The organism is Desulfonatronum zhilinae, from assembly GCF_900182865.1.
GTDB classification, from domain to species: Bacteria; Desulfobacterota; Desulfovibrionia; order Desulfovibrionales; family Desulfonatronaceae; genus Desulfonatronum; species Desulfonatronum lacustre.
The window spans coordinates 1-21995 of record NZ_FXUJ01000030.1 but is presented as its reverse complement, the minus strand read 5'-3'; the positions used below and the strand labels follow the sequence as shown (position 1 = coordinate 21995).

Genomic DNA, 21995 nt, shown 5'->3' with positions numbered 1-21995 from the left:
AGGCCCCGGCCATCAACCTTGCCGAGGCCTCGCGTGAATACGAGAAAACTGAAGTTGGGGGTGCTGATTGCTGAACATAACCGAATTACTGGACGAGATTAAGGCTTCCCCCTTTGAGGAGGTCGTTATCACGGCTCCGCATACCGGGACCGTGGAGTTCGTGGTGGACGCTCCGGGGGCGAACGTCGTCGGGCCGTCCGGAGCGTGGCGTGAAAAGCCCGGCACGTTGCTTGCTTGTCTGGATCGTGAAAAGAACAAGAAGCTGATTCACGCCGCCCTCAAGGGCGTTGTGGAGCATGTGCATACGGAACTGGCGGGACGATTCGTTCAGGCCGGAACCCGGCTGATGACCATTCGGCACTTTCTCAGCAAAGAGGAAGTGCTGGATCGGCTGCTGCGGAAAACGTTGCATCTGTTCAATGCGCCGGAGCGGGCCAAGTATTATTTTCGACCGGACGTGGACATCAAAGTGAAGTCCAAAGGATGTCAGTCCGTGGAAGTCCGGCCGGACATGGACCTGTTCATCGTTTCGCGGATGAAGCGGGAAAGCCAGTTAAACTACGTCGGGCCGGAGGGCATCATCTATGCCGTGTATTTCGAGGCCAATCAAAACGTCGACGCCGGAGCGCCTTTGATCGGCGTCTGTCGCAAGGACCAGCTTTCCACGATTCAGGACGTGGTCAGCCGGGTTCAGAGTGAGTGGGTGGAGCAGGACTGATTTCTCGCCGGAACGGATCAACCCGCATCCAGACAAAGAGAGGACATCCATGGGCAAAATTTTACAGGTTCGCGTCAGCGCCGTTACGTATGATCCGGATGACGTGTACAGTCGATGGCCTGAACTGAGCAGACTGGCTTGGGGCGAGAAGCAATCCGTCGACTTGAAGGACGTCGGGGTGCGGCAATTGACGGCCGTGCTGGAAGACAAATGGAAGTTCGGAGAGGATTGGCCTCAGGATCTCAAAAATTCCCTGGCAAAGGATGTTGAAGCCTTGCGAGAACTGGATCGGCGCTTGGAAGACGCCCTGGCCGACCGTCAAGCCGATGCGGCCGACCGGATCACCTATGAACTGGAAGATGTCCTGGACGAACTGGAAAGCGTGGTCAAGAAGCAAGCCTTTCCGACACCGTAGGAGGAATCATGAGTGGATCACTGAATAAAGTCATTCTTGTCGGCAGACTCGGGCAAGACCCGAAGCTGGCCTACACCCAGAGCGGACAGCCGGTGGCCAACTTCACCATGGCCACGGACGAGTCCTACACGGATAAGGACGGCCAAAAGGTGGAGAAGGCGGAATGGCACCGGGTGGTGGTCTGGGGCAAGCAGTCCGAGTTCGTGGGGAACTATCTGACCAAGGGCCGACTGGTGATGGTCGAGGGCAAGCTTCAGACCCGTAAATGGCAGGACCAGCAAGGTCAGGATCGATACACCACGGAAATCGTGGCCCAGCGGGTCCAGGCCATGGATTCCAAGGGCCAGCGCACTGAAGAGGCCCCCATGCCCGATGACCGCCACTCTCCGGGGCCCATGGCTCAGCCTTCGGAAAGCGGAATGGATGAGGTGCCTTTTTAGCCTGTTTTCAGAATCACAGATACCCACGAAGCCCCGGATGACGTAAGTCGCCGGGGCTTTGTCGTTGGTGCGTTCGTCCGTGTACTTTCCCAGGGTCGATATCAAGGACGGGACTGCCCGCTCCGGATTGCCGGATGCCTGCCCGGGACCTTCGCGTCAACGCAAAATCGCGATTCTGGTTTCCGGACCATAGCCGGTTATGGCGGTTTTGCCCCAGCCGCCGGGCTTGACCTCGTTGCCCGGCCTCAACTCGTAGTCCTTGCCGTCGCCTTCGGACGTGACCCAGGCCCGACCGCTGAGGCAGACCACGCGCACTCGTCTTCGTCCGGCGACGGTGGCGATTTGTCGGTCGCGCAGAGTGATTTCCACGGGGCGTCTGGCCAGAAGCAGCCCAGCCAGGGCAAGTACGTTACCGCCAAGGGTGGCCATCCGTTTCCGTAACCCTTGCAACGTCCCTGTTTCTCTGTTTGGAGCATCAACGCGAGCCGTGCATCTCCCCGTGACCATAGTCGCCTCCCGAAGCTGAAGGTTTCTTCGTACTCATCTCTGACGGACGTGGGCAGTCCTTGACCCACTGCTGTGAGGAGAGTTAGACCTTGAAATCTGTATTATGGACAGATACAGAAAAACGAAAAAATAACTATAACAGTTTTGTGGCTAGGGAGAAGCAGAATGGAGATGTTGCGAATGTCTTCCGAACAATTTCGGTATGTTGCCGTCGAAAAGCAAATCATGGAACAGATTGAGGATGGTGTGCTGCGCCCCGGGGATAAGCTGCCTTCGCTGCGCAAGCAGAGCAGCAGGCTCCGTGTCAGTCTGGCCACGGTGAATCAGGCGTATTTGGAATTGGAGCGCAAGGGCGTGGTTGAGGCGCGGCCCAAATCCGGCTTTTACGTGCGCCCCGGCTTTCGCGGCACCCTGGAGGCGCCCTGTCGCACTCCTTCAAATCTCGTGCCCACCAGCGCCACCCGTGGGGAGTTGATCCGTACGGTATTCAAGGGCGTGGGCCGGGAGGACATCCTGCCGTTCGGCGTGGCCACCATCGGCCAGGAGCTGTTGCCCATCAAGGCGCTCAGCCGAATTCTCGCTTCCATGGTCCGTGAAGCGCCCATGGTCGCGGCCCAGTACGAGCCCATCGAAGGAGACCCTGAACTGCGAAGACAGATTGCCCTGCGAGTCGCGGAGGACGGCGTCCCGTCCCGTCCCGAGGAAGTTATCGTCACCTCCGGTTGTCAGGAGGCTTTGAACATCGCCCTGCGTGTTTTGACCAGGCCTGGGGATATCGTGCTCATCGCGGCCCCGGCTTACTACTGTTTCCTGCATTTATTGGAAAACCTGGGGCTCCGGGCCGTGGAAATCTCCTCCTGCCCTGAAAACGGGATCAATCCCGAGGATGTACGCCGGGCCGTAACCATGCACGACGTCAAGGCCTGCATTTTCAATCCCAATTTCAACAATCCCGACGGCTCGCTCACCCCGGACGAGGCCAAGAAGGAAATCGTCGCCATCCTCACGAAAAAGGATATTCCGTTGATTGAGGACGAGGTTTACGCGGATATTTATTTCGGACCGGCCCGCCCCTTGAGTTGCCGGGCGTTCGACCCCAAGGGGCTGGTCATTCAGTGTTCTTCATTTTCCAAGACCCTGGCTCCGGGTTATCGCGTGGGCTGGATCATGCCCGGGCGGTATTTCACCAAGGCCTTCGAGGTCAAAGCCACCACCAACATCTGCTCGGCCACGCCGACCCAGCGGGCCGTGGCCGAATATCTCCGGGCCGGGCTGTACCAACGGCATCTCAAGCGACTACGCGGCGGCATCGAGGAACAGATGCGGCATATGCTCTGTCTTATCGCGCGGTATTTTCCAGAATCCACCCGAGTCACCCGGCCCACCGGAGGGGCCGTGCTCTGGCTGGAGCTGTCTTCAAGCGTGGATTCGGTGAAGTATTTCTATCGTGCCCTGGAGATGGGCATCGGCGTGGCCCCGGGCGTGGCCTTTTCCAGCCAGGACAAGTTCAGCAATTACATCCGGCTCAGTTGCGGCCATGCCGTTACCCAGGAGATGGAGACGGGGATTCAGGTCCTGGGTGAACTGGCCCGGAACATGACGGTGGAGTAAGCCTTCAAGCTTGAAGCGGAAAGATCGATATGACCCGTGAAGCAATGGCCGAGGACGCCTTGTCCGTGAACCGGTCCGCGGTCGCGAGTATGCCCCGCGGGTCAGCGGCAAAATGGTTTTCGGCGCGAAAAAAACAGGGCCGTTCCCACGCATCCCCAGACCACGGACCCGATCATCAAGGCGCGTTGCCACGGGGTGACGCCGGAGGGAAGGCGGGTTGCGGGGTGGGAAAGGACGTGGGAGGAAGGGTCGGAAGGCGCGTCACGCGAAGAGTCGATCCGGATGTGCGCCATGGCTCCGTGTCCGGCCTGTCTGGTCTGGACAGCCCATGTTCCCGGGATGGCCGGGTCCGGTACAAAGGAGAATCGGCCGTCGGCGTCGGTTTGTCCGGTCTTCCACGGGGTGGCCGGATTGTCCGGAGCGTAGACCGTGACCTGGGCCTCGGGCATGGGCTGGCCCGTGTCGTATCCGGCTTGGATGACGACGCCCGTGGTCTGAGAGACGTCGATCATCGCACCATGGGCACACAGGTTTTCGGGCGCAGCCAGAGCGAGGAGCATGACGAGAAGCCAAGCCGCCGTGCCCGGCCATGGAGCGAGGGAGCTACGGTGCATGCAGGATGGCTTCCTAGGTGGTTTTCGGGGTGGCTTCCGGGGTGGAGAACCGACCGCCCCGGAAGCTTCGTGTCGTGAGGTGGTGAATGGAATCAGTGCCATTCCACGCTACAGTGTCCTTCACCGGCGTGGCCGATGTGCAGGCCGTGGAGTTTGAGCATGTGCTTTTTCGCCCCATCCGCGAAGGGCGCGAAGCCGAGAGCCTTGATGTTCATTTCGTCATCCGCGGGCTTGTCGGCGCGACCGAAAACGTGATCAAGGTGAAAGGTCATCTCCAAATCGGCCAAGCCGTCCTGCTCCAGAAAACCTTTCCGTTCATCCCCGACAAACTCACAGCAACGATAGGTTCGTTCCTCGTTGGAATAGAGTTGGAACTTGACCGTTTGGTCGTCCTTTTGCGCTTCACCGGTAATGACCATGGAGTATCCAGCCAGCATGCCTTCTCCGGCGTTGGTCATTTTCCAGGAAATGGCGTTGTAGTGCCCGGCCTGGGCCGGGGTCTCGCCCACCAGGATCCGGGAGTCCTCGTCCGCCTGCATGACCAGATCAATGGTATGCACGCCTTCCAGCTCCACCGTGGACGCGGCGGCGATGGGTCCGCCGGCCTGGGCGTCGTAGGGGGGATCGACCTGGTAGGCCGTGATCTCGGACAAGGTGACGAAAATATGGCTGAACGTCAGGGTCCAGCCGTCCTTGGTCAGCTTGGGAGCAAGAAAACCCTCCGTCGCCAACTCTTCGCCGTTGGCGTAAAACCGCAATGATCCGGCCTGAGCCGAACCGGCCATCACAAAGAAGGCCATCAAGGCGGCCATGACCACGCCAACTGTAACGTGCTTGAATGCTCTCATGCTTCCTCCGAGGTTTGACGGGTCCCACTGGTCGGCAACCCAAGTGATTCACAGGTCGGTCCGGATTCGCCCGGTCGACGATTATTGAAAAGAAGACTATCTTATGTGAAGATGTATTGTCAACGGCATTCCCTGTGTCACTGTTTCTGTTTTGTTGTTCTGTCTGGGCGTCATCTTCTTCCGGATCAAAGGACGCGAGCTTCTCCCCTATTCGGCTGTTTCTCTCGGGCTTTTTCCTTCTTTTCGATTCAGCATCAGCTTTCCTTGACGCGAGGGGCTCGCTCAAGCAAATATCCGGCGTCCTGACGATAGGGGGAAGTCCTGTCGGTCTTGACGGTTTGTTTTCAACTCTCAACCGGCATTTTTGCATCGTAAGAAAAGAACCCATGCGCGAAATCATTCTTATTCAGTTGACCGGTACGGACCGGGATGGTCTTTTGGCCGGGATAATGGATCAGTTGGCGGCGTCCGGGACAACGGTCCTGGACATCTCCAAGTCCGTGATTCACGAGGAATTGTCCCTGGGCGTGCTGGTGGAGGTGCCCCGGGAAAATCAGGCCTCGCCCGTGATCAAGGATTTGCTGTTCTGGGCCTACAACCTGGGCCTGACCCTCAAGTTTTCACCTGTTTCCGAGGAAGATTACGAGCACTGGGTCGGCCAGCAGGGGCGTCGGCGGCATATCGTGACCCTGCTGGGCCGGACCTTGACGGCCGAGAATCTGGCCCGTCTGGCTCAGGTGATCACGGACAACGGCCTGAGTATTTTCGGCATCACCCGCCTTTCCGGGCGCAGGTCCCTGGCCGATCCCGCGGCCATGCCCCGGACCTGCGTGGAGTTTTCCGTGCGCGGCACCCCGGCGGACATCTCGGCCATGCGTGCCGCTTTTCTGGAACTGTCCCGGGAGCAGGGCATCGACATCGGGTTTCAGGAAGATAACGCCTTTCGTCGGATCCGTCGCTTGGTCTGTTTTGACATGGATTCCACCCTGATCCAGGCCGAGGTCATCGATGAGCTGGCCAAACGGGCCGGGGTGGGCGAGGAAGTCGCCGCCATCACCGAAGCGGCCATGCGCGGGGAGCTGGATTTTTCTCAGAGCCTGCGCAAACGGGTGGGGCTGCTGCGGGGGCTGTCGGAGTCCGTGCTTGAGGAGGTAGTTGAAACCCTGCCGCTGACCGAGGGGGCCGAACGGTTGATCCGTACCCTCAAGAATCTGGGCTACACCATCGCCATCCTGTCCGGGGGCTTCACCTATTTTGGTCGGCGCCTGCAAGAGCGGCTGGGAATCGACTATCTGTATGCCAACGAACTGGAAATCCGGGACGGTCTGCTCACCGGGGGGCTGGTGGGCGAGATCGTGGACGGTCCGGGCAAGGCCCGTCTGCTCAAGGAGATCGCGGCCAAGGAACATATCTCCCTGGCCCAGGTCATTGCCGTGGGCGACGGAGCCAACGACCTGCCCATGCTGGACGTGGCCGGGCTGGGCATCGCCTTTCACGCCAAACCCGTGGTAAGGCAGGGCGCGGGACAGGCCATCTCGAACATGGGGCTGGACGGGGTGCTTTACTTTCTAGGCCTGAGGGACAGTGAGACCATGGAGGAATTGGCGGCTCAGGAGTGAATTCCTCTACAGCTCCAGCATGCCCCGGATGCCGGTGAACACGATCTGGGCGGAAAGGGCGGAGAGGATCAGGCCGGTGATCTTGGAGAGGATGGTCAGGCCCAGGCGGCCCACGACCCGTTCGATGGTGTTGGCGGTCAGCAGCATCAGACCCACGGACAGACTGGCGCAGATAAAGGCCGCCATGCTGATCAGCCGTTCACCCAGCGTGTCCACGCTTGCGCCGATGACCAGCAGCGCACCCACGGTGGCCGGGCCGATGGTGATGGGAATGGCCAGGGGGACCACGCTGATGTCGCCGTCCGCTTCCTGGGTCGGTTCGACCCGGGTGCCCCGGACCAGGGACACGGCGGAGAGGAAGAGCAGGGCCCCCGCGCCGATGCGGAAGGCGTCCAGAGTGATGCCGAAGACGTTGAAGATGGCATTGCCGGCCACGGAGAGGATGCAGCCGGTCACGGTCACGGCCAGGGCGACCCTTCGGGCCAGACGTCGGCGTTCGGGGATGGCCAGTTCCTTGGTCATGGACAAGAAGGCCGAGAGGACGAAAAAGGGCGTGAGCAGAAAAAAGAGCTTGATGTAGACGCTCACGAACAGGTTCAGATTTTCGGTCATGACATCAAGCGCTGATCGGGATGACGTAGAGCAGGATCGCGAAGAAGTGCAAGACGCTGCCGGCCAGGACGAAGAGGTGCCAGATGGCGTGGTTGTGCGGCAGGCTGCGCCAGGCGTAGAAGCCGATCCCGCCGGTGTAGGCCAGGCCTCCAAGGGCCAGCAGGAGCAGACCGCCGGGGGCCACGGTATGGAGAAGCGGCTTGGTGGCCACGACGATGGCCCACCCCATACCCACGTAGAGCAGCACCGAGAGCACCCGGAAGCGACGCCACGGGGTCAACTGCAGCACAATGCCCAGCAGGGCCAGCCCCCAGATCGTGCCGAACAGGGACCAGCCCCACGGCCCGCGCAGATTGACCAGGGTGAACGGCGTGTAGGTCCCGGCGATGAGCAGGAAAATGGCGCAGTGATCGCAGATTCGGAGGACCTGTTTCGCGCCGGGGTGGGTAATGCCGTGGTACAGGGTGGACGCCGTGTACAGCAGGATCATGGTGGCGCCGAAAATGCTGCAACTGACGATATGCCAGGCGTCTCCATACCTGGCGGCCAAGCCGATCAGGACCGCGAGACCGGCAACGGAGAACAGAATCCCCACGCCGTGCGTGATGCTGTTGGCGATCTCTTCACGCAGGGTGTATCTGCCGGATATGTTATGGGCGACCATGATTGTCTCGCTTGTTGTGGGGCTGGATCACGAGCACTTGGCGAAGGTTATCGAACAGGGGCCAAGGTGCACGGGGTGAGAAATCAGTTATGCATATTCGAAAACCGGAGTTTCCATCTTGCGGACTGGAGTCTTTGCACCTCGCATCACTTTTTGAATATTTTCGACAGTTTCTGGTGAAAAAAACTCTTCTCCCGTTTCTTTGCAGACTTGTGAGGGAACATTCTCGATGACATAAAACTTGCCATCAAGTTGCAGCGTGTACGTCACGGTTGTGTCAACAAAGGTTTCGCACATGACAGACTCAGGCTACACCTTTTGCTCCACATCCGCAAAGCAGGGAATGCAGTAGGTTTCGCCGGCGAAGCGGCGGGTGCGGGATTCCATGGTGGATTCGCCGCAGGCCGTGCAGGTCAGGCTGTCCAGGATTTTGGCCGGTCGGGGGGCGAGATTGGTCGGCTGGGCCACGGTGAACAGGTCGGCCAGCGGGGCTTCGAGGACACGTTGGCGGGCCTTGAGCTTGAGCGCCTTGGCCTGTTGCTGTTCCTGCTCCGTGGCCGTACCGGCGAAGACCTTTTTCATCAGATCACGCAGTTCCCGGCCTTCCGGCTCCATGGCCTCGCGGTGGAATACGGCGCGCAGGGCCTTGTTGTCCGTTGTCCGATAGAAGGAAAAGGCCGTCTTGCCCAGATCCTTGTGGATCAGGTTGCCCTTGCCCAGGGTGCAGCCGGTGAGCACCTGGATGCCGTCCACTCCGCACATGTCCGTTTCCACCACCGCGATGATCGGGTTGTCATCGTTGTGCCCGAGTTCTTGCAGGCAGAGTTCCGCGGCCCGTAGGCCGATCCACAATCCTGGACATTCGTGGCCGTGAAAAGAAACGGCCCGGTCGATTTGCTCTTGGGTCAGGGTGCAGTTGGGCATTACGCGGCCTCCCTGAGAGGTTTGGCTTGAAGCATGCTCTCAATGCTCAAATGGTAGTCAAGTGTTGGCCATTCAATTCCGGTCGCGTCGCAGATGAAGTGATAGTTTTGGATATCCCTGATCGCCGCTGCAAAGAGGATCGGATACCACTCCAGAGGGGTTGAGATGACTCGACCATCGAGAAGCTCAACATGGAGGAGACGACTATCCGCCCAAACCGACTTACCCATTGGAAAACCATTCATTCCATTTCTCCTCGAAAAAAGCGCTGTTTTCTTGAAAAATTTTCAAACATCGGTTTATTTCATTAGGTTTGAGCGTGGAATAGACGATATTTTGTGACTTCAACTCGATTTTTGCCCATCTCTCCGCATACATGACATGCACATGTTTGGGGAGATGTTCATTCGCGTAAAAGAAGAACTTGAATCCGTGTGCTTGGAGTAAAGTTGGCAAAGACAACCTCTTATATGCCGAGATGATTATCGAAAAGTCAAGATTGAATGGACAATAATAATTGCAGGGAAGCGGCATGAAGGCCTTTTATAATCGTCACCGGGGCACCACCACAGTCTGGCCCTGATGGCGCAGGATGTCCACCTGGACGCCGTAGACTTCGTGAATCATGTCCGGGGTCAGGTCGGCGTTGCAGCCGCATTGGAACACCTTGCCTTCCTTGATGAACACGAAGGCGTCCGAGAAGCGGAAGGCCATGTTCAGGTCGTGCATGGTCATCACCGCGGCCAATTTGTGTTCGTGGACCACGTGGCCGATGGTGTGCAGGATGTCCAGTTGGTTTTTGAGGTCCAGGCTGCTGGTGGGTTCGTCCAGCAGGAGGACCGAGGGTTCCTGGACCAGGGCCCGGGCAATGCAGACCTTTTGCAGCTCCCCGCCGCTCATTTCGTTGATGTGCCTGAGGGCCAGATGCTCCAGGCCGAGCTGTTTCAGGGCCCCGTCCACCATGCGCAGGTCCGCCTCGGATATCCGCCAACGCAGGTGCGGCTTGCGGCCCAGGAGCACGGCGTCAAAGGCGGTCATCCGTCCGGCCTCGTTGCGTTGGGCCACGTAGCCCAGGCGCTTGGCGATATCCCCGGCGCGCATCCGGAAGACGTCGGCGTTTTCCACCATCACGGCTCCGGTCTGGGGTTTGAGCATGGCGTTGATGCAGCGCAGCAGGGTGGTTTTGCCCACGCCGTTGGGGCCTAGAATGGTCAGGACCTGGCCCTGGTCCACGCTGAAGTCCAGGCCGTGCAGGACCAGCCGACCGTTGTAACCGATGCGGATGTTCTGTACGTCCAGGATCATCGGTTGCGCCCCCGGATCAGCAGATAGAGGAAGGTGGGCGCGCCCAGGAAGGCGGTGAGGATGGACACCGGGAGCATCCGGGGGGCGAGCAGCATGCGGGCCGCGATGTCCGCGGCCAGAAGCAGGCAGGCCCCGGTCAGGACCGAGGCCGGAAGCAGATAGCGGTGGTCGTCGCCGATGACCCGGCGGACGATATGCGGGCAGACCAGCCCCACGAAGCCGATGATCCCCAAGAAGGAGACGATCACCGCGGTAACCAGGGAAGCCGTGAGCATCCCGACCATCCGGACCAGCTCCACCCGAACGCCAAGTCCCCTGGCCGTCTCGTCCCCGGCGTCGATGGCGTTGTAGTTCCAACGGTTGAGGATGAAAAAGATCACCGCCCCGGCCACGACCACGGCCATGAACCCCACCTCCGGCCACCCGGCCCGCCCCACGTCGCCAAAGGTCCAGAAGACCATGGCCGCCAATTGCACGTCGTCGGCGAAATACTGCAGGAACATGGTCCCCGCGGAAAAGAGCGAGCCCAGGGCCACCCCGCTGAGGACCATCACTTCCGGGCTGGCCCCGCGCAATCGGGCGATGGCGATGATCACCAGCGAGGCGGCCATGCAGGCGATGAACGCGGAAAGCGTGGTCATGTAGGGGTTGATGATGCTCACCGCGCCCACCTGGGTGCTCTGCATGGTCCCGGTGCCCAGAAGCATCACGGAAAAGGCCGCGCCAAAGGCCCCGGCCTGGGAAATGCCCAGGGTGAAGGGCGAGCCCAGGGGGTTGCGCAGGATGGACTGCATGGCCGCCCCGGCCGCGGCCAGCCCGGCCCCGGCCAGGATCGCGGCCAGGGCATGGGGCAGGCGGATGTTCCGGACGATGATCTCGAACCGGGCGTCCTCTCCCAGACCGAAGAAGGCCAGAACCACCTCCCAGGCCGGAATGCGCACCGCCCCGAGGGAGACGGCCAGAACCAGCAGGACGCCGGTCAACGCGGTCAGGAAGACCAGGAACAGAATCTTGCGGCCGATGTAGGCGCTATAGGTCGTCGGGATTTGCCCGTGATCAAAGTGGGTCATGGCTATTGCACGGTAATCCGGACAAAGCCCATGTTGTCGAAGTCTTCGTTGATTCGTTCAAAAGCGGGGCCGCCGTTGAGGAACGCGGCGATTTCCTCGGCCTTGGTCATGGGGTCGATGTCCGCGAACTGATCCGGGTAGAGCACGCTGCCGATGAAGTAGGCATTGGCGAAGACGGACTCGTAATTCGTGGTGTAGTAGTTGTAGGGAAAAACTCCATATACCCGACCGGCCTGAACCGCGGACAGGGCCTGATAGGCCGGGTCGGTGCGCAGTTGCTCCAGGCCGTTGGCGCCGCCCTGCAACCGGGTCGTGGAGATGTCCAGGAAGACGACCTCCGGGTCCCAAAGCAGCAGCTGTTCCTTGGCCACCGTGGCGTGGGAGCCGCCGGTCTCGCCCGTGGGCAGCTCCCCGGCCACGTTGCGGACGTTCAGGAAGGCAAAAGGCGCATAGGCCGGTTCGGTGGAGGCAAAGCCATGGCCTCCGCGCATGGCGATGCCGCCGATGAAGGTGCTCGGGCGGTCATCCGCCGCAATCCGCGCGGCCCGCTGCTCCAGATCGGCCTGGAGGGCGTCGAAAAAGGCGATCACCGCCTCGGCTCGTTCCTCCTCGCCGATGACCTGGGCCATGATCCGCAGGGTCTGATTCAGGTTCGTCCGGCCATGGGTCAGGTTGCCGTAGCCCAGGCCCACAACCGGGATGCCGGTCTTGGCCTGCAAGGCTTCAGCCCCGCCGTCCCGCTGGGCGTTGGCCTTGATGATCACCTGCGGGGCCGGATCCAGGGCCGCGATGAGTTCCGGGTTGTCGTGGCCGCGGAATTCGCCGAACAGCGGAAAATCTCCGAATCCCGGGTTGGCCACGGCATAGGGCCGGGCGTCCACGCCAAAGGGCAGTCCGCCTTTTTCCGCGCTGTCCACGCCCACGATCCGGTCTTGCCCTTGCAGGTAGACCAGCAATCGCAGACATCCGGAACCGGAGCAGATCACCCGGTCAACCTGGTTGGGGACAACGACTTCCCGGTCGAGCATGTCCGTGATGGTCCGGGAGTCTTGGGCGTTGAGTGGAGTAGCGAAAATCGTGAACAAGACCGTCAAGGTCGCCAGGAAGTTGAGCCGGGATTTTTGGATACACATGCTCGGAGCCTCGTGGTTGCTGGGTTACATGGAACAAGAATGGAATGAATACATCAGATTCCATTCTGTTTGCAATAAAAAAATACAAATAATATCTTCGTAGCACGATGGTGCGGTGGTCGTGCTATGATTTGCTCGTCTTGGGATGCGGCTGGTCCGCGTCTGGAGCGTTCCCTAAAACCGCTCACCCCAGCGTGATGCGGCGAGTGGTCAGGATGTTCAGCAGTTCCATGTCGTGGCTGGCGATGAGCATGGTTCGGGGAGAAGAGGTCAGGGCGTGGAGGACCATGTCCCGAGAACGGGCGTCCAGGTCGTTGGTGGGTTCGTCCAGGAGCAGGATCTGGGGCTGCATGACCAGAACCGTGGCCAGGCTGACCAGGCGTTTCTGGCCGCCGGACAAGGTGTGGGGCTGGCGATGGGCGAGATGGGACAGGTTCAGTTGGTCCAGGATGGCCAGGGATTCAGCCCTGGCCTCAGCCGAAGAGCGGCCCAGGTTCAGCGGTCCGAAGGCCACGTCTTCCAGGACCGTGGGGGAGAAGAGTTGGTCGTCGGGGTTTTGAAAAACAAGACCAAGGCCGCGGCGCAGGGCCGCGAGGTCCGTTTTGGTCCGCACGGGGCGGCCTTGGAAAAGAAGGGAACCTTGGCGGAGCGGGATCAGGCCGACCAGGGTGAGCAGGAGAGTGGTTTTGCCGCTGCCCACGGGGCCGACCAGGCCGACGCGCTCCGCGGGGTCCAGGGAGAGATGGAAGTCTTCCAGAACCGGTGGAGCCGAAGGGCCGTGGGCCACGAAGGCCTCCCGCAGGGCCAGCAGGGGCGGTGTCGTCTCTTGGGTCATCACCAGGTCAACCGGTCGTGCAGGGTGATCAGCACCGGAGGGATGCAGAGCGCGGATGCCAGGACCGCTTGGGACGCGCTCCAGGAGTCGTTGTCCAGGGTGCGAAAGCGGCCGTTGAAGCCGCGCAGGAGCATGGCTCCGTGGATCCGCTCGGCCCGGGCCAGACTCCGGAGCAGGGTCTGTCCGAAAAGGACGGCAATGGTCCGGTAGGTATGCCGGGAGCATTGGGGGACGAAGCCGCGGGCCAGGGCGGCCCGGTGCAAGCGCTGAAATTCCTCGGCCACCAGGAAGAGTTGGCGAAAGGTCAGCGCCAGGAGCAGCGACAATTTGCGGCCCAGCCTCAGGCGGCGCATTGCCTGGGCCAGGGCGGGCACGGACGAGGTGCAGAGCAGGGCAATGAAGATCAGGAGCAGGGCGTTGCCTTTAAGACCGATCCGCAGGGCCAGGGTCAGACCGTCCTGGCTGAGCCACGGTACGGTGGCCAGGGCCGGGCCGGGATAGGTCAGGCCGAGGACCAGGGCCAAGCCGAGAAAAAAGACGTTGGCCGGGATCAGCCTTACGGCCACGCGGCCCAGGGGCTGGCAGGCCAGACGGGTCAGCCCCAGCCCGAAGAGCAGCGCCGCCAATCCGGCCCCGTGACCCTGAACCGCCGAAATCGCGATCAGGCAGACCGCGGCGGTCAGGATCTTGATTCGGGCGTCCATCCGGTGCAGCGGGCTTGCGCCGTGGCTCAGGGAGTCCCGGGATGCGAGCGGTTCATCAAGCATCATGTGCCATTTCCAAAGCTTCTCTTTCGGTGTCGGTGTCGGAATCGGTATCGGAATCGGGGTCGAACTGGATTATTTGCGTACAAACAGTATCGACACCGATACCGATTCCGACCCCGACACCGATGACAGCATTTTTTCAAGCGAATAAAGCATTATCGGATTAAATTGGAATTACCGGTCACCGGGGCGAGACGTTGTTGCCGTTTTTCGGCGCAACAGCAACGCGCCCAGGCCGGCCAGCCCGACGATCCAGCCGATGCCGCCGACGATTTCCGGGATGCCTGGGCCGCGTTGGCTCAGGGCCAGGATTTCCCGACGCAGGGGGGCGATCTCCTGGCGCACGGCTTCGGCGACGGCCTGTTGGAGCAGCATGGAGAGCTGGTCTGGGAGTTGGTCTGGGAGTTGCTCTGGGAGGCCTGTGACTTCTGGGGGTGAGGGAGAGGCCGTCGAAGGTATGTCAAGTGCGGGGAGTTCGTCGGGGGCGATGGTTTGCTCGGCCAAGTGGCCGGCTCCGTCCGTGGCCTGGACCAGAAGAGGGGCGCGGCGTTCCAGGGCCGTGGCGGGCAGGGCGACCTCGTACAGGCCCTGGGCGTCCGTGGTGCCGGAAAGCAGCACGTCGCCGGTGACGGCGTCCTGAACGGTGATGGCCATGTTCGCGCCGATCTGGCCGGTGCCGAAGGCGGTTTCCACCACCAGCCGGTCTCCCTGAACCCAGGCCATGAGCAGCAGGCGGTGGGCATGGGCCGTGGTGGTGCACCAAGGGGCCGTGATGGAAAACAGCGCAAGGACGAGAAGTCCAAGTCGGATTGGAGCGGGATTCAACATGGCGAACCTCCTTCCGTGGCAGGGGGAAGGGCGCAGGTCAGCAGGTCGGGTCGGGTCTGGCCCAGGAAGCCGACCACGAACAGGGTCATCGCGCCCTCGATGGCGGCCACCGGCAGATGGGCCAGGACCACCAGTTTGGCCGCGGTCAGGAAGCCCTGGTCGGTCATGGCCAATGCCGTTCCGGCCAACAGGGCCGTGCCCAGCACCGCGCCCGCGCCGGCCAGCAGTCCGGCACACAGGGCCGGCTTGCCGCCCCGGGCCAGCCAGGGCCGCAGGATCAGGCCGCAGACCACGGCGGGCAACGCCACGGCCGTGGTGTTCACGCCCAGGACCAGCAGGCCGCCGAATTGAAAAAGCAGGGCCTGGAGCAGCAGCCCCACGAAGATCACCGGAAAGGCGACCCAGCCCAGGAGCAGGCCGGCCAGGCCGTTGAGCAGCAGGTGGACGCTGCCGGGGCCCAGAGGGATATGGATCAGGGAGCCGATGAAAAAGACCGCGGCCAGGGCCGCGGCCAGGACCAGCCGGTCCTCGTCCAGTCGGCGCAGGCCGAGCCACAGCCCGGTGAGCGTGGTGGCCGCGCCCAGAGCCAGGACCGGAGCGGAAAGAACGCCTTCAGTGATGTGCATGGTCGGCGCCTCCGTGATCGGGCTGGGCGGGGCCTGGCTCGTGCTCCTGATGGGCCAAGCCAAGGTCGTTCATGGCCGTGTCCAGGTGGTCCAGCCAGATGGACCGGAAGCACGGAGATTCAATGGTTCCGGCGGCGTGTTCCCGGACCTCGAATCCGGCGGTTCGCAGTCGGTTGCTCCAGGAAGTGGGGCGGTCCCCATACATGTCCTTCTGGACGTGATGGCCGCAGACGGCCATGAAGGGCAGCAGCCAAACCGTGGAAATTCGTTGTTCCTGAAGCTTGGCCATGATGGCCGAAAGGCTCGGCTCGCCCATGAGCAGGGCCGTGTGCAGCAGCGGATCGCGATTCCGGATGTGGGCCTGCAAGTCCAGGTAGCGTTGCTGGCCGTCGTGGTAGGTGCCGTGCCCGGCCAGGATCACGGCTTCGTCAGGGCGGCGCTCCTGGGGAATGAACCCCGGCAAACAGTCCGCGACCCGGCGCAGGTCCTCCTGGTCGTCCAGGAGCGGCGCGCCCAGGGCGACCTGGATGAATCCCTTGCGCGGGTGTTCGTAGGCCTTGGCCAGGTTTTGGGTCCAGAAATATTCCACGCCGGGAATGGTGTGCAAGGATTGGACGGTCACGTGGGTCACGCCCTGGTCGTGCATCCGGCTCAGGGCCACGGCCACGCAGTCGTGGGGCAGGCCCTGGTCGGCCAGCTTGCGCCGGACCTTGTGCGCGGTGAACCCCCAGGCCAGGGGCACATCCGGATATCGGGCGCGGACCTGGGCTTCGAACCGGTCGTAGGCTTGGCGGGCCGGGACCACCGTGGTGCCGAAGGCGACCAGCAGAATACCCGGACGCTTGGGACCGACGGGAGCTTCAGGGCCATGATGGTGATGATCGTGGTCGTGATCGTGGTCATGGCCATGCTCATGGCCATGACCACATTTGGAATGATGGTCGTGATGGTCGGGGCCGTGGCGGTGTCGGCCATGTGGGTGCGGATCGGTCTGCATCGATTCCCTCCGGAAAAGAACGGGACGGGAAACGAGTGTTCGGCGTGCTTGGGAGGCTGGGTTGTCGGCGCGTCGGGCCGGAAACGTCGGGGCACTGGCGGGACATCCCCTGAAGCGGCAAAACACCCGTTGCCTTGGGGCCTGATGCCGGTAGGTCTTCTGGCTTCCCCAGGAAGTCGTTCCGCCTTCCCATCCGTTTTCGACGTGGATTGCCGAATCGGGACAGTGGCGTCTTCAGGAACGCTTCGCTTCTCCCCGAAACATAGGGGGGGCTGGGGTTACAGCGGCGGGTCCGCTCCGGTATCGCACCGGATTCCCTCTTCGTCTCCATAACGGAGAACCAGCATGTTTTGGGTCTCGTATCCGGGATGGTGGCCGGAGTCAAACGGGCCGAGGGCCAGCTCTGGCCGGATATCAGCTAAAACGGATTCCCCGTCTCAATCATGGCCAGTTGGTTGCGATAGGCCTGGATGGACGGAGCACGGTGAGCAGGCGAGGTTTCGGAGATTGGTGGCAATGTGGTGGGAAAGGCGGAATCCGGGGGCCGACTGAAAAATCCGGCATGGTCGGACGCGGTCTGGTCCTGGACGCGGTTTGGGAATGGATGGCCGCCGTTGGCGTCGGCCTGGCGCTCTTCCTGCTCTTTCTGGACGCGCTCCATGCGGGCTTCGGCTTCCATCTGGGCCGCACTGGTCGCCACCTTCACGTCCTGAGGGGAGGGGCTGGCCGGGGCCAGGGCGGCCCGGCGGATGGTCTGGGCTTTCTGTTCGGTCTGTTCCGGGTTTCCGGGCACCGGAGACGTGTCGATGCTCACTTCCCCGCCCACGGCGTATTGCCGTCCGTCCGGGCCGGTTTCGTAAGTGTAGCTGGCCCCGGCGGTGACATGTTGTCCTCCGGCGGCCACATGGGCCTGTTCATGGGCCCGGACCTCGGCGTCACGCTGGCGAAGCTGCTCCAGAACCTGACGATCCTCCGACGACAGCTCGGACTCGTCGCGCACCGCGTTGATTTCGTCCTGCATGTCGCTGCCGTTCCGGTCCGCGGCGTGCGCTTCCTTGGGATCATCGTCCTGGTCCGGGGCTGCGTCGCCTTGGCCTTCTTTCCTGGTGAACGGCTCTCTGTGGCGCTGCTCTTCGAAGACGCCGGCCGATACCGGACGGGCGTCCGGTCCGTAGCCCAGATCTAGGCCCAGGGCAGGAGCCTGGCCCTGGTCGCCTTTGAGTCTCTGGCTGTCCTGATCCGTGCGGTGGCTGAGGCTGACCACGTCTCTCGGCGCAAGAGAACTTGAAGGCTGAGCGGCTCCGGCAAACCCACTTGCGAGTCCGGCCGCGACGCCGGCCGCTCCGGAAGCCTGCTCGTTCAGGTTTTGACCGGTCCCGGAGTGCTGCTGCCGCGAGGAATTGCAAAACGGGCAGGACCCGTCTTCGCCGTGCTGGGAATGGTCGTGGCTCGCGAAATCGCCCAGGGAAAGCGAATTACTCCAGGAGGGAGCGGAAGAGGGGTGCGATGCGGCGATGTCCATCAGAGGCTTCGGAGAGATGCTTGAGGCTTTGGGAAAATAAGCCGTGGCGGTTGAAGGTCGGCACTGCAACCAGCCTTATCGGTTGGATTTCGGAATACTTTAGGGGCGGGCGAAAAGTTTTTTACAGGCCGAGCCAAAGAGCCAGGGCTCTGTTGACCTGGAGCATGGTTTCATCAGAGGCATGTCCGATGACCCGGCGGATGCGTTCCCGTTTGATGGCGGAGATTTTATCCACCATAATCTGGGATGTGACGCTCAACCCGTTGGTTTCGGAGGGTTTGAGCGTGATGCGGAACAACGGGGCGTCTTGGATGCTGGAGGAAAACGGACAAACGACTATGCTGGCGTGGCCGATATTGGCGTGGTCGTGCTGGACGACCAGGGCTGGGCGGATTTTTCCATAATCTCCGGTCATCGCGACGATGACCAAATCCCCCCGGCGGACATCAAGTGGGTGGTCACGACTCATCGGGAGCATCCCAGGCCGAGACGTTTTCCAAGAATTCCAGTACGTCGGATTCCTCCGGACTTTGGCTGACCAGAAGGGATTGACGCCGCATTTCGTCGGCAACCTCCTGGGACCGGGTATCGGGAATCCAGATCTGGATCGACCGCATTCCGCGCTCCTTCATCCGGGCGCGATAGCTTCTCATGGCTTCACGGGCCGAAAGGGGTGAGCATTGTGTTTCCATGGTGTCGGCCTCCTTGTTTTCGATAACGTAGTTATGGGGGATTGCGGGGTCAAGGTATCCGGAAACGGCCGACGTCCAATCAACTTGACCACGCTCGAAAAATAACGCACTCTACGCCCTCTTCACCAGCCATGGATCTTCTTGTGACTCCCTGAATTCATTCCCGTTGCCTTTGTTTCATCCCTGCCGCCGGCGAACGTTCGCCGATGTGTGGCGGGGTTCTTTTGTTTTTTTCCCGTCCTTCCAATCACCGCCCTATGAATAAACTCCAGAAAGAAGTCGCCCGGCGACGCACGTTCGCCATCATCAGTCACCCGGATGCCGGGAAAACCACGCTCACGGAAAAACTGCTCCTGTTCGGCGGGGCCATTCATTTGGCCGGGGCGGTCAAGGCCAAAAAGAACTCCCGGGGGGCCACCTCGGACTGGATGGCCGTGGAGCGGGAGCGGGGCATTTCCGTGACCTCGTCGGTGATGAAGTTCGACTACAACGGCCATGAGATCAATCTGCTGGACACCCCCGGCCACCAGGACTTTTCCGAGGACACCTACCGCGTGCTCACGGCGGTGGATTCCGTGCTGATGGTCATCGACAGCGCCAAGGGCGTGGAGGTGCAGACCAAAAAGCTGATGGAGGTCTGCCGGATGCGCAACACGCCGATCATGACCTTTATCAACAAGCTGGACCGGGACGGCCTGGAGCCGATTGAACTCCTGGACGACATCGAAACCAACCTGGGCATTGAGTGCGCGCCGTTGACCTGGCCCGTGGGCATGGGCAAGGGGTTCAAGGGCGTGTACGACCTGCGCGCGGACGAACTGCGCTTTTTCGTGCCCGACGGCCAGAAGTCCACCCGGCCTAAGGACGTGGTGCACGTCAAGGGTCTGGACGATCCTCAACTGGACGACCTGCTGGGCCGGGACGCCCAGGATCTGCGGGGGGACGCGGAACTGCTGGCCGGAGCCGGACACCCTTTTGATCATGAACGCTATCTGGCCGCCAGGCAGACGCCGGTGTTCTTCGGCAGCGCCATCAACAACTTCGGGGTTCAGGAACTCTTGGACACCTTCGTGACCCTGGCCCCCCCGCCACAGCCCAGGGAGGCGGAAACCGGGGCAGACGGCAAGGCGGGAACGCGGCTCGTCTCCCCGCTGGAGCCGGATTTTTCCGGCGTGGTCTTCAAGATCCAGGCGAACATGGACCCGGCCCATCGGGACCGGATCGCCTTTTTGCGGATCATTTCCGGCCATTTCGAGAAAGGCATGCGGGTGCGGCACCACCGGATCGGCAAGGACGTCCAGATCGCCAATGCCACGATCTTCATGGCCCACGACCGTACCGGCGTGGAAGAGGCCTGGCCCGGGGACATCATCGGGGTCCACAACCACGGGACCATCAAGATCGGGGACACCTTTTCCATCAAGGAGCCGTTGAAATTCACCGGCATTCCCAGCTTCGCCCCGGAACATTTCCGCCGGGTCCGGCTCAAGGACCCGATGCGGGCCAAGCAGCTGGAAAAAGGGCTCTTGCAGCTCTGCGAGGAGGGCGCGGTCCAGGTTTTCCGGCCCTTGCGCGCCAACGACTACCTGCTGGGCGCGGTGGGGCCGTTGCAGTTCGAGGTGACCATGGCCCGGCTCAAGGATGAATACAACGTGGACGCCGGATACGAGCCCATCGACATCACCGGGGCGCGCTGGATCGCTGGAGGCAGGGACGCCAAGAAGTTCATCGCGGACAACGGCCGGGACATCGCCACGGATATCGACGGGGACATGGTTTATCTCGTGTCCAACCCTTGGCGGTTGGAACGGCTCTTGGAGACGTACGACGACATCGTGCTGCAAACCATCAAGGAGCACAGGTAGCCGGTCCCATGGATCAAGCAGGCAGGAAAGCCCTGGAAGCCCGGATGCTGCGGGAAATCGCCGACTTGAAGGCCCAGTTGGGTGATCTGGAGGAACGGGCGCAAACCGTGGAACTGGATCAGCAGGCCGTGGGGCGGCTTTCCCGGATGGACTCCCTGGCCAACCAAAGCATCGCGGTCAACGCCCTGGGCAAGGCCAAGAGCCGCCTGGCGCGGCTGGAACGAGCCCTGTCCAGGATCAACGACGAGGACTTCGGCCTTTGCGCCGACTGCGGCGACCCCATCGCCCCGGCCAGACTGCTGGCCATGCCCGAGGCCGTGCTGTGTGTGGGGTGCGCCGATTGACAGGTAGATTCTATTCAAACCGATAAGTAACTACTCAGCACGGAGTAATTCTGTTGCCGGGGTCGGAATCGGAATCGGGATCGGGATCGAAAACGCTGGGATGCGTTCTAAATTCTTCCTGTTTCGATTCCGACTCCGATACCGACCCCGACACCGATTCGGAGCAAGATCGGACACAAAATGTACTGAGTAGTTACACCGATAAACGACTTTTTACCACTATCTAACCGAGGAGGCATTATGACACAGGCGCAAACCGGCAACCAGGTCAAGGTGCACTACACGGGTCGCCTGGACAGCGGGCAGGTTTTCGACAGCTCCGCGGATCGCGAACCGCTGGAATTCACCCTGGGCCAGGGTCAGTTGATCCCCGGCTTCGAGGCCGCGGTGACCGGAATGCAGGCGGGCGACAAAAAGACCGTGACCATTGCCGCGGAAGACGCCTACGGTCCGCGCCAGGACGACCTGCTGTTCTCCGTGGAACGCTCCCAGCTCCCGGACACCATCCAGCCCGAAGTGGGGCAGCAGTTGCAGGTCAACCAGGAGGGGCAGACCGCCGTGGTCACCATCTCCGAACTCACGGACACCACCATGACCCTGGACGCCAACCATCCCCTGGCCGGAGAGAATCTGACCTTTGACCTGGAAGTGGTCGAGGTGGCCTAGGTTGAACCGACTCATCGCCATCCCCGCGCCTTTTTGGGCGTGATTCTGATCAGCCGTCGCATTGACATTGTTCGATGCGGCGGTTTTTTTATCTGAATGTTGAAACACCCTTATCCTGCAGTCCGTTCAAAAAAACCAAGAGCAAGGAGCAAAAAAAAATCAAGGTCGAAGCGTATTTATTCATACGTGAGAGTTTGATCTATTTGCAGCGACACAGAAGAGGTCTCGATTTTTTTGCAGTGTAGCCTGAATCCGTAACTTAGTTCAGTTAGACCTTACCATTGACAGTTTATGAGCATTTTCATTCGACCATCTTCGGCTGCCAGCATGCGCAAGCTGAAAATTTAACCTATCTCAGCATTAAATCAGCCAG

The 21995-nt window shown here is 61.3% G+C and carries 28 protein-coding genes and 1 riboswitch; of the genes, 8 read left to right on the top strand and 20 right to left on the bottom strand.

What is annotated here, in order from left to right; all coding sequences use genetic code 11:
- Positions 1–67 precede the first annotated feature (67 nt).
- From AC559A_RS17050 to AC559A_RS17040, 3 genes are read left to right on the top strand one after another with little or no spacing between them, the layout of a single operon-like run.
- Positions 68–718 carry a biotin attachment protein gene (locus AC559A_RS17050; protein WP_498818910.1) on the top strand — a complete coding sequence of 217 codons (651 nt, stop codon included), beginning with the start codon at positions 68–70 and terminating at the stop codon, positions 716–718.
- A gap of 49 nt (positions 719–767) precedes the next feature.
- Entirely contained in the window at positions 768–1133 is a 366-nt protein-coding gene (locus tag AC559A_RS17045; protein ID WP_498818909.1) for a hypothetical protein, read from the top strand.
- Between the two features lie 8 nt (positions 1134–1141).
- A complete protein-coding gene (locus AC559A_RS17040) occupies positions 1142–1573 on the top strand; it encodes a single-stranded DNA-binding protein (RefSeq protein ID WP_028572198.1) in 432 nt (143 codons plus the stop codon).
- Between the two features lie 156 nt (positions 1574–1729).
- Here AC559A_RS17040 and AC559A_RS17035 read toward each other — a convergent pair whose 3' ends face one another.
- On the bottom strand, positions 1730–2002 hold the full coding sequence (locus tag AC559A_RS17035; RefSeq protein ID WP_498818908.1) for a DUF2917 domain-containing protein: 273 nt from the start codon (positions 2000–2002) through the stop codon (positions 1730–1732).
- Between the two features lie 258 nt (positions 2003–2260).
- Here AC559A_RS17035 and AC559A_RS17030 point away from each other — a divergent pair, with 258 nt between their 5' ends.
- On the top strand, positions 2261–3691 hold the full coding sequence (locus tag AC559A_RS17030) for an aminotransferase-like domain-containing protein (protein ID WP_498818907.1): 1431 nt from the start codon (positions 2261–2263) through the stop codon (positions 3689–3691).
- 101 nt (positions 3692–3792) lie between these two features.
- Here AC559A_RS17030 and AC559A_RS17025 read toward each other — a convergent pair whose 3' ends face one another.
- Together AC559A_RS17025 and AC559A_RS17020 are read right to left on the bottom strand one after the other, a co-directional pair.
- Entirely contained in the window at positions 3793–4305 is a 513-nt protein-coding gene (locus AC559A_RS17025; RefSeq protein WP_498818905.1) for a carboxypeptidase-like regulatory domain-containing protein, read from the bottom strand.
- Between the two features lie 92 nt (positions 4306–4397).
- The gene (locus AC559A_RS17020; protein ID WP_498818904.1) at positions 4398–5153 is read right to left on the bottom strand and encodes a hypothetical protein; all 756 of its coding nucleotides are present in this window, start codon (positions 5151–5153) and stop codon (positions 4398–4400) included.
- Between the two features lie 386 nt (positions 5154–5539).
- Between AC559A_RS17020 and serB the strand changes: the two genes are divergently transcribed.
- Positions 5540–6772 (top strand): phosphoserine phosphatase SerB, encoded by a 1233-nt coding sequence (gene serB, locus AC559A_RS17015; protein ID WP_498818903.1) that lies wholly within the window; start codon positions 5540–5542, stop codon positions 6770–6772.
- 6 nt (positions 6773–6778) lie between these two features.
- Here serB and AC559A_RS17010 read toward each other — a convergent pair whose 3' ends face one another.
- The 17 genes from AC559A_RS17010 to AC559A_RS16930 form a co-directional block, all read right to left on the bottom strand.
- Positions 6779–7384, bottom strand: coding sequence for a MarC family protein (locus AC559A_RS17010; protein ID WP_028572193.1), 606 nt, complete (start codon positions 7382–7384; stop codon positions 6779–6781).
- A gap of 4 nt (positions 7385–7388) precedes the next feature.
- Entirely contained in the window at positions 7389–8048 is a 660-nt protein-coding gene (gene trhA, locus AC559A_RS17005) for a PAQR family membrane homeostasis protein TrhA (RefSeq protein WP_498818901.1), read from the bottom strand.
- An 87-nt stretch (positions 8049–8135) separates the two neighbouring features.
- A complete protein-coding gene (locus AC559A_RS17000; protein WP_498818900.1) occupies positions 8136–8345 on the bottom strand; it encodes a YgiT-type zinc finger protein in 210 nt (69 codons plus the stop codon).
- Between the two features lie 12 nt (positions 8346–8357).
- A complete protein-coding gene (locus tag AC559A_RS16995; RefSeq protein WP_498818899.1) occupies positions 8358–8972 on the bottom strand; it encodes an FmdE family protein in 615 nt (204 codons plus the stop codon).
- Positions 8972–9217, bottom strand: coding sequence for a DUF2442 domain-containing protein (locus AC559A_RS16990; protein ID WP_028572190.1), 246 nt, complete (start codon positions 9215–9217; stop codon positions 8972–8974). Before AC559A_RS16990 ends, AC559A_RS16995 begins: the two co-directional genes overlap by 1 nt.
- Complete coding sequence (locus AC559A_RS16985; RefSeq protein ID WP_353740160.1) at positions 9195–9350, bottom strand: DUF4160 domain-containing protein; 156 nt, start codon at positions 9348–9350, stop codon at positions 9195–9197. The genes AC559A_RS16990 and AC559A_RS16985 overlap by 23 nt, the downstream gene beginning before the upstream one ends.
- A gap of 174 nt (positions 9351–9524) precedes the next feature.
- Positions 9525–10277, bottom strand: coding sequence for an ABC transporter ATP-binding protein (locus AC559A_RS16980; protein WP_498818898.1), 753 nt, complete (start codon positions 10275–10277; stop codon positions 9525–9527).
- A complete protein-coding gene (locus AC559A_RS16975) occupies positions 10274–11347 on the bottom strand; it encodes a FecCD family ABC transporter permease (RefSeq protein WP_498818897.1) in 1074 nt (357 codons plus the stop codon). The genes AC559A_RS16980 and AC559A_RS16975 overlap by 4 nt, the downstream gene beginning before the upstream one ends.
- Before the next feature lie 2 nt (positions 11348–11349).
- Positions 11350–12480, bottom strand: coding sequence for an iron ABC transporter substrate-binding protein (locus AC559A_RS16970; RefSeq protein ID WP_498818896.1), 1131 nt, complete (start codon positions 12478–12480; stop codon positions 11350–11352).
- Positions 12481–12664: 184 nt separating this feature from the next.
- Positions 12665–13315: an energy-coupling factor ABC transporter ATP-binding protein gene (locus tag AC559A_RS16965; protein ID WP_498818894.1), complete on the bottom strand. Its 651-nt coding sequence runs from the start codon at positions 13313–13315 to the stop codon at positions 12665–12667.
- Positions 13315–14085, bottom strand: coding sequence for an energy-coupling factor transporter transmembrane component T family protein (locus AC559A_RS16960; RefSeq protein WP_498818893.1), 771 nt, complete (start codon positions 14083–14085; stop codon positions 13315–13317). Before AC559A_RS16960 ends, AC559A_RS16965 begins: the two co-directional genes overlap by 1 nt.
- A 171-nt stretch (positions 14086–14256) precedes the next feature.
- Positions 14257–14910 (bottom strand): NikL family nickel/cobalt ECF transporter subunit, encoded by a 654-nt coding sequence (locus tag AC559A_RS16955; RefSeq protein ID WP_498818892.1) that lies wholly within the window; start codon positions 14908–14910, stop codon positions 14257–14259.
- On the bottom strand, positions 14904–15536 hold the full coding sequence (cbiM, locus tag AC559A_RS16950) for a cobalt transporter CbiM (RefSeq protein ID WP_498818891.1): 633 nt from the start codon (positions 15534–15536) through the stop codon (positions 14904–14906). The genes AC559A_RS16955 and cbiM overlap by 7 nt, the downstream gene beginning before the upstream one ends.
- Complete coding sequence (locus AC559A_RS16945; protein ID WP_498818890.1) at positions 15523–16533, bottom strand: sirohydrochlorin cobaltochelatase; 1011 nt, start codon at positions 16531–16533, stop codon at positions 15523–15525. Before AC559A_RS16945 ends, cbiM begins: the two co-directional genes overlap by 14 nt.
- 132 nt (positions 16534–16665) lie before the next feature.
- A riboswitch (cobalamin riboswitch) is annotated at positions 16666–16893 on the bottom strand.
- 58 nt (positions 16894–16951) lie between these two features.
- Entirely contained in the window at positions 16952–18055 is a 1104-nt protein-coding gene (locus tag AC559A_RS16940) for a putative metalloprotease CJM1_0395 family protein (protein WP_498818889.1), read from the bottom strand.
- Positions 18056–18176: 121 nt separating this feature from the next.
- Positions 18177–18524 (bottom strand): type II toxin-antitoxin system PemK/MazF family toxin, encoded by a 348-nt coding sequence (locus AC559A_RS16935; protein WP_498818888.1) that lies wholly within the window; start codon positions 18522–18524, stop codon positions 18177–18179.
- A complete protein-coding gene (locus tag AC559A_RS16930) occupies positions 18514–18747 on the bottom strand; it encodes an antitoxin MazE family protein (RefSeq protein WP_498818887.1) in 234 nt (77 codons plus the stop codon). Before AC559A_RS16930 ends, AC559A_RS16935 begins: the two co-directional genes overlap by 11 nt.
- 257 nt (positions 18748–19004) lie before the next feature.
- Here AC559A_RS16930 and AC559A_RS16925 point away from each other — a divergent pair, with 257 nt between their 5' ends.
- The 3 genes from AC559A_RS16925 (at position 19005) to AC559A_RS16915 (ending at position 21622) form a co-directional block, all read left to right on the top strand.
- Positions 19005–20612 carry a peptide chain release factor 3 gene (locus AC559A_RS16925; RefSeq protein ID WP_498818886.1) on the top strand — a complete coding sequence of 536 codons (1608 nt, stop codon included), beginning with the start codon at positions 19005–19007 and terminating at the stop codon, positions 20610–20612.
- Between the two features lie 8 nt (positions 20613–20620).
- Entirely contained in the window at positions 20621–20956 is a 336-nt protein-coding gene (locus AC559A_RS16920; protein ID WP_498818885.1) for a TraR/DksA family transcriptional regulator, read from the top strand.
- Positions 20957–21196: 240 nt separating this feature from the next.
- The gene (locus AC559A_RS16915; RefSeq protein ID WP_498818884.1) at positions 21197–21622 is read left to right on the top strand and encodes an FKBP-type peptidyl-prolyl cis-trans isomerase; all 426 of its coding nucleotides are present in this window, start codon (positions 21197–21199) and stop codon (positions 21620–21622) included.
- Positions 21623–21995: the final 373 nt, after the last annotated feature.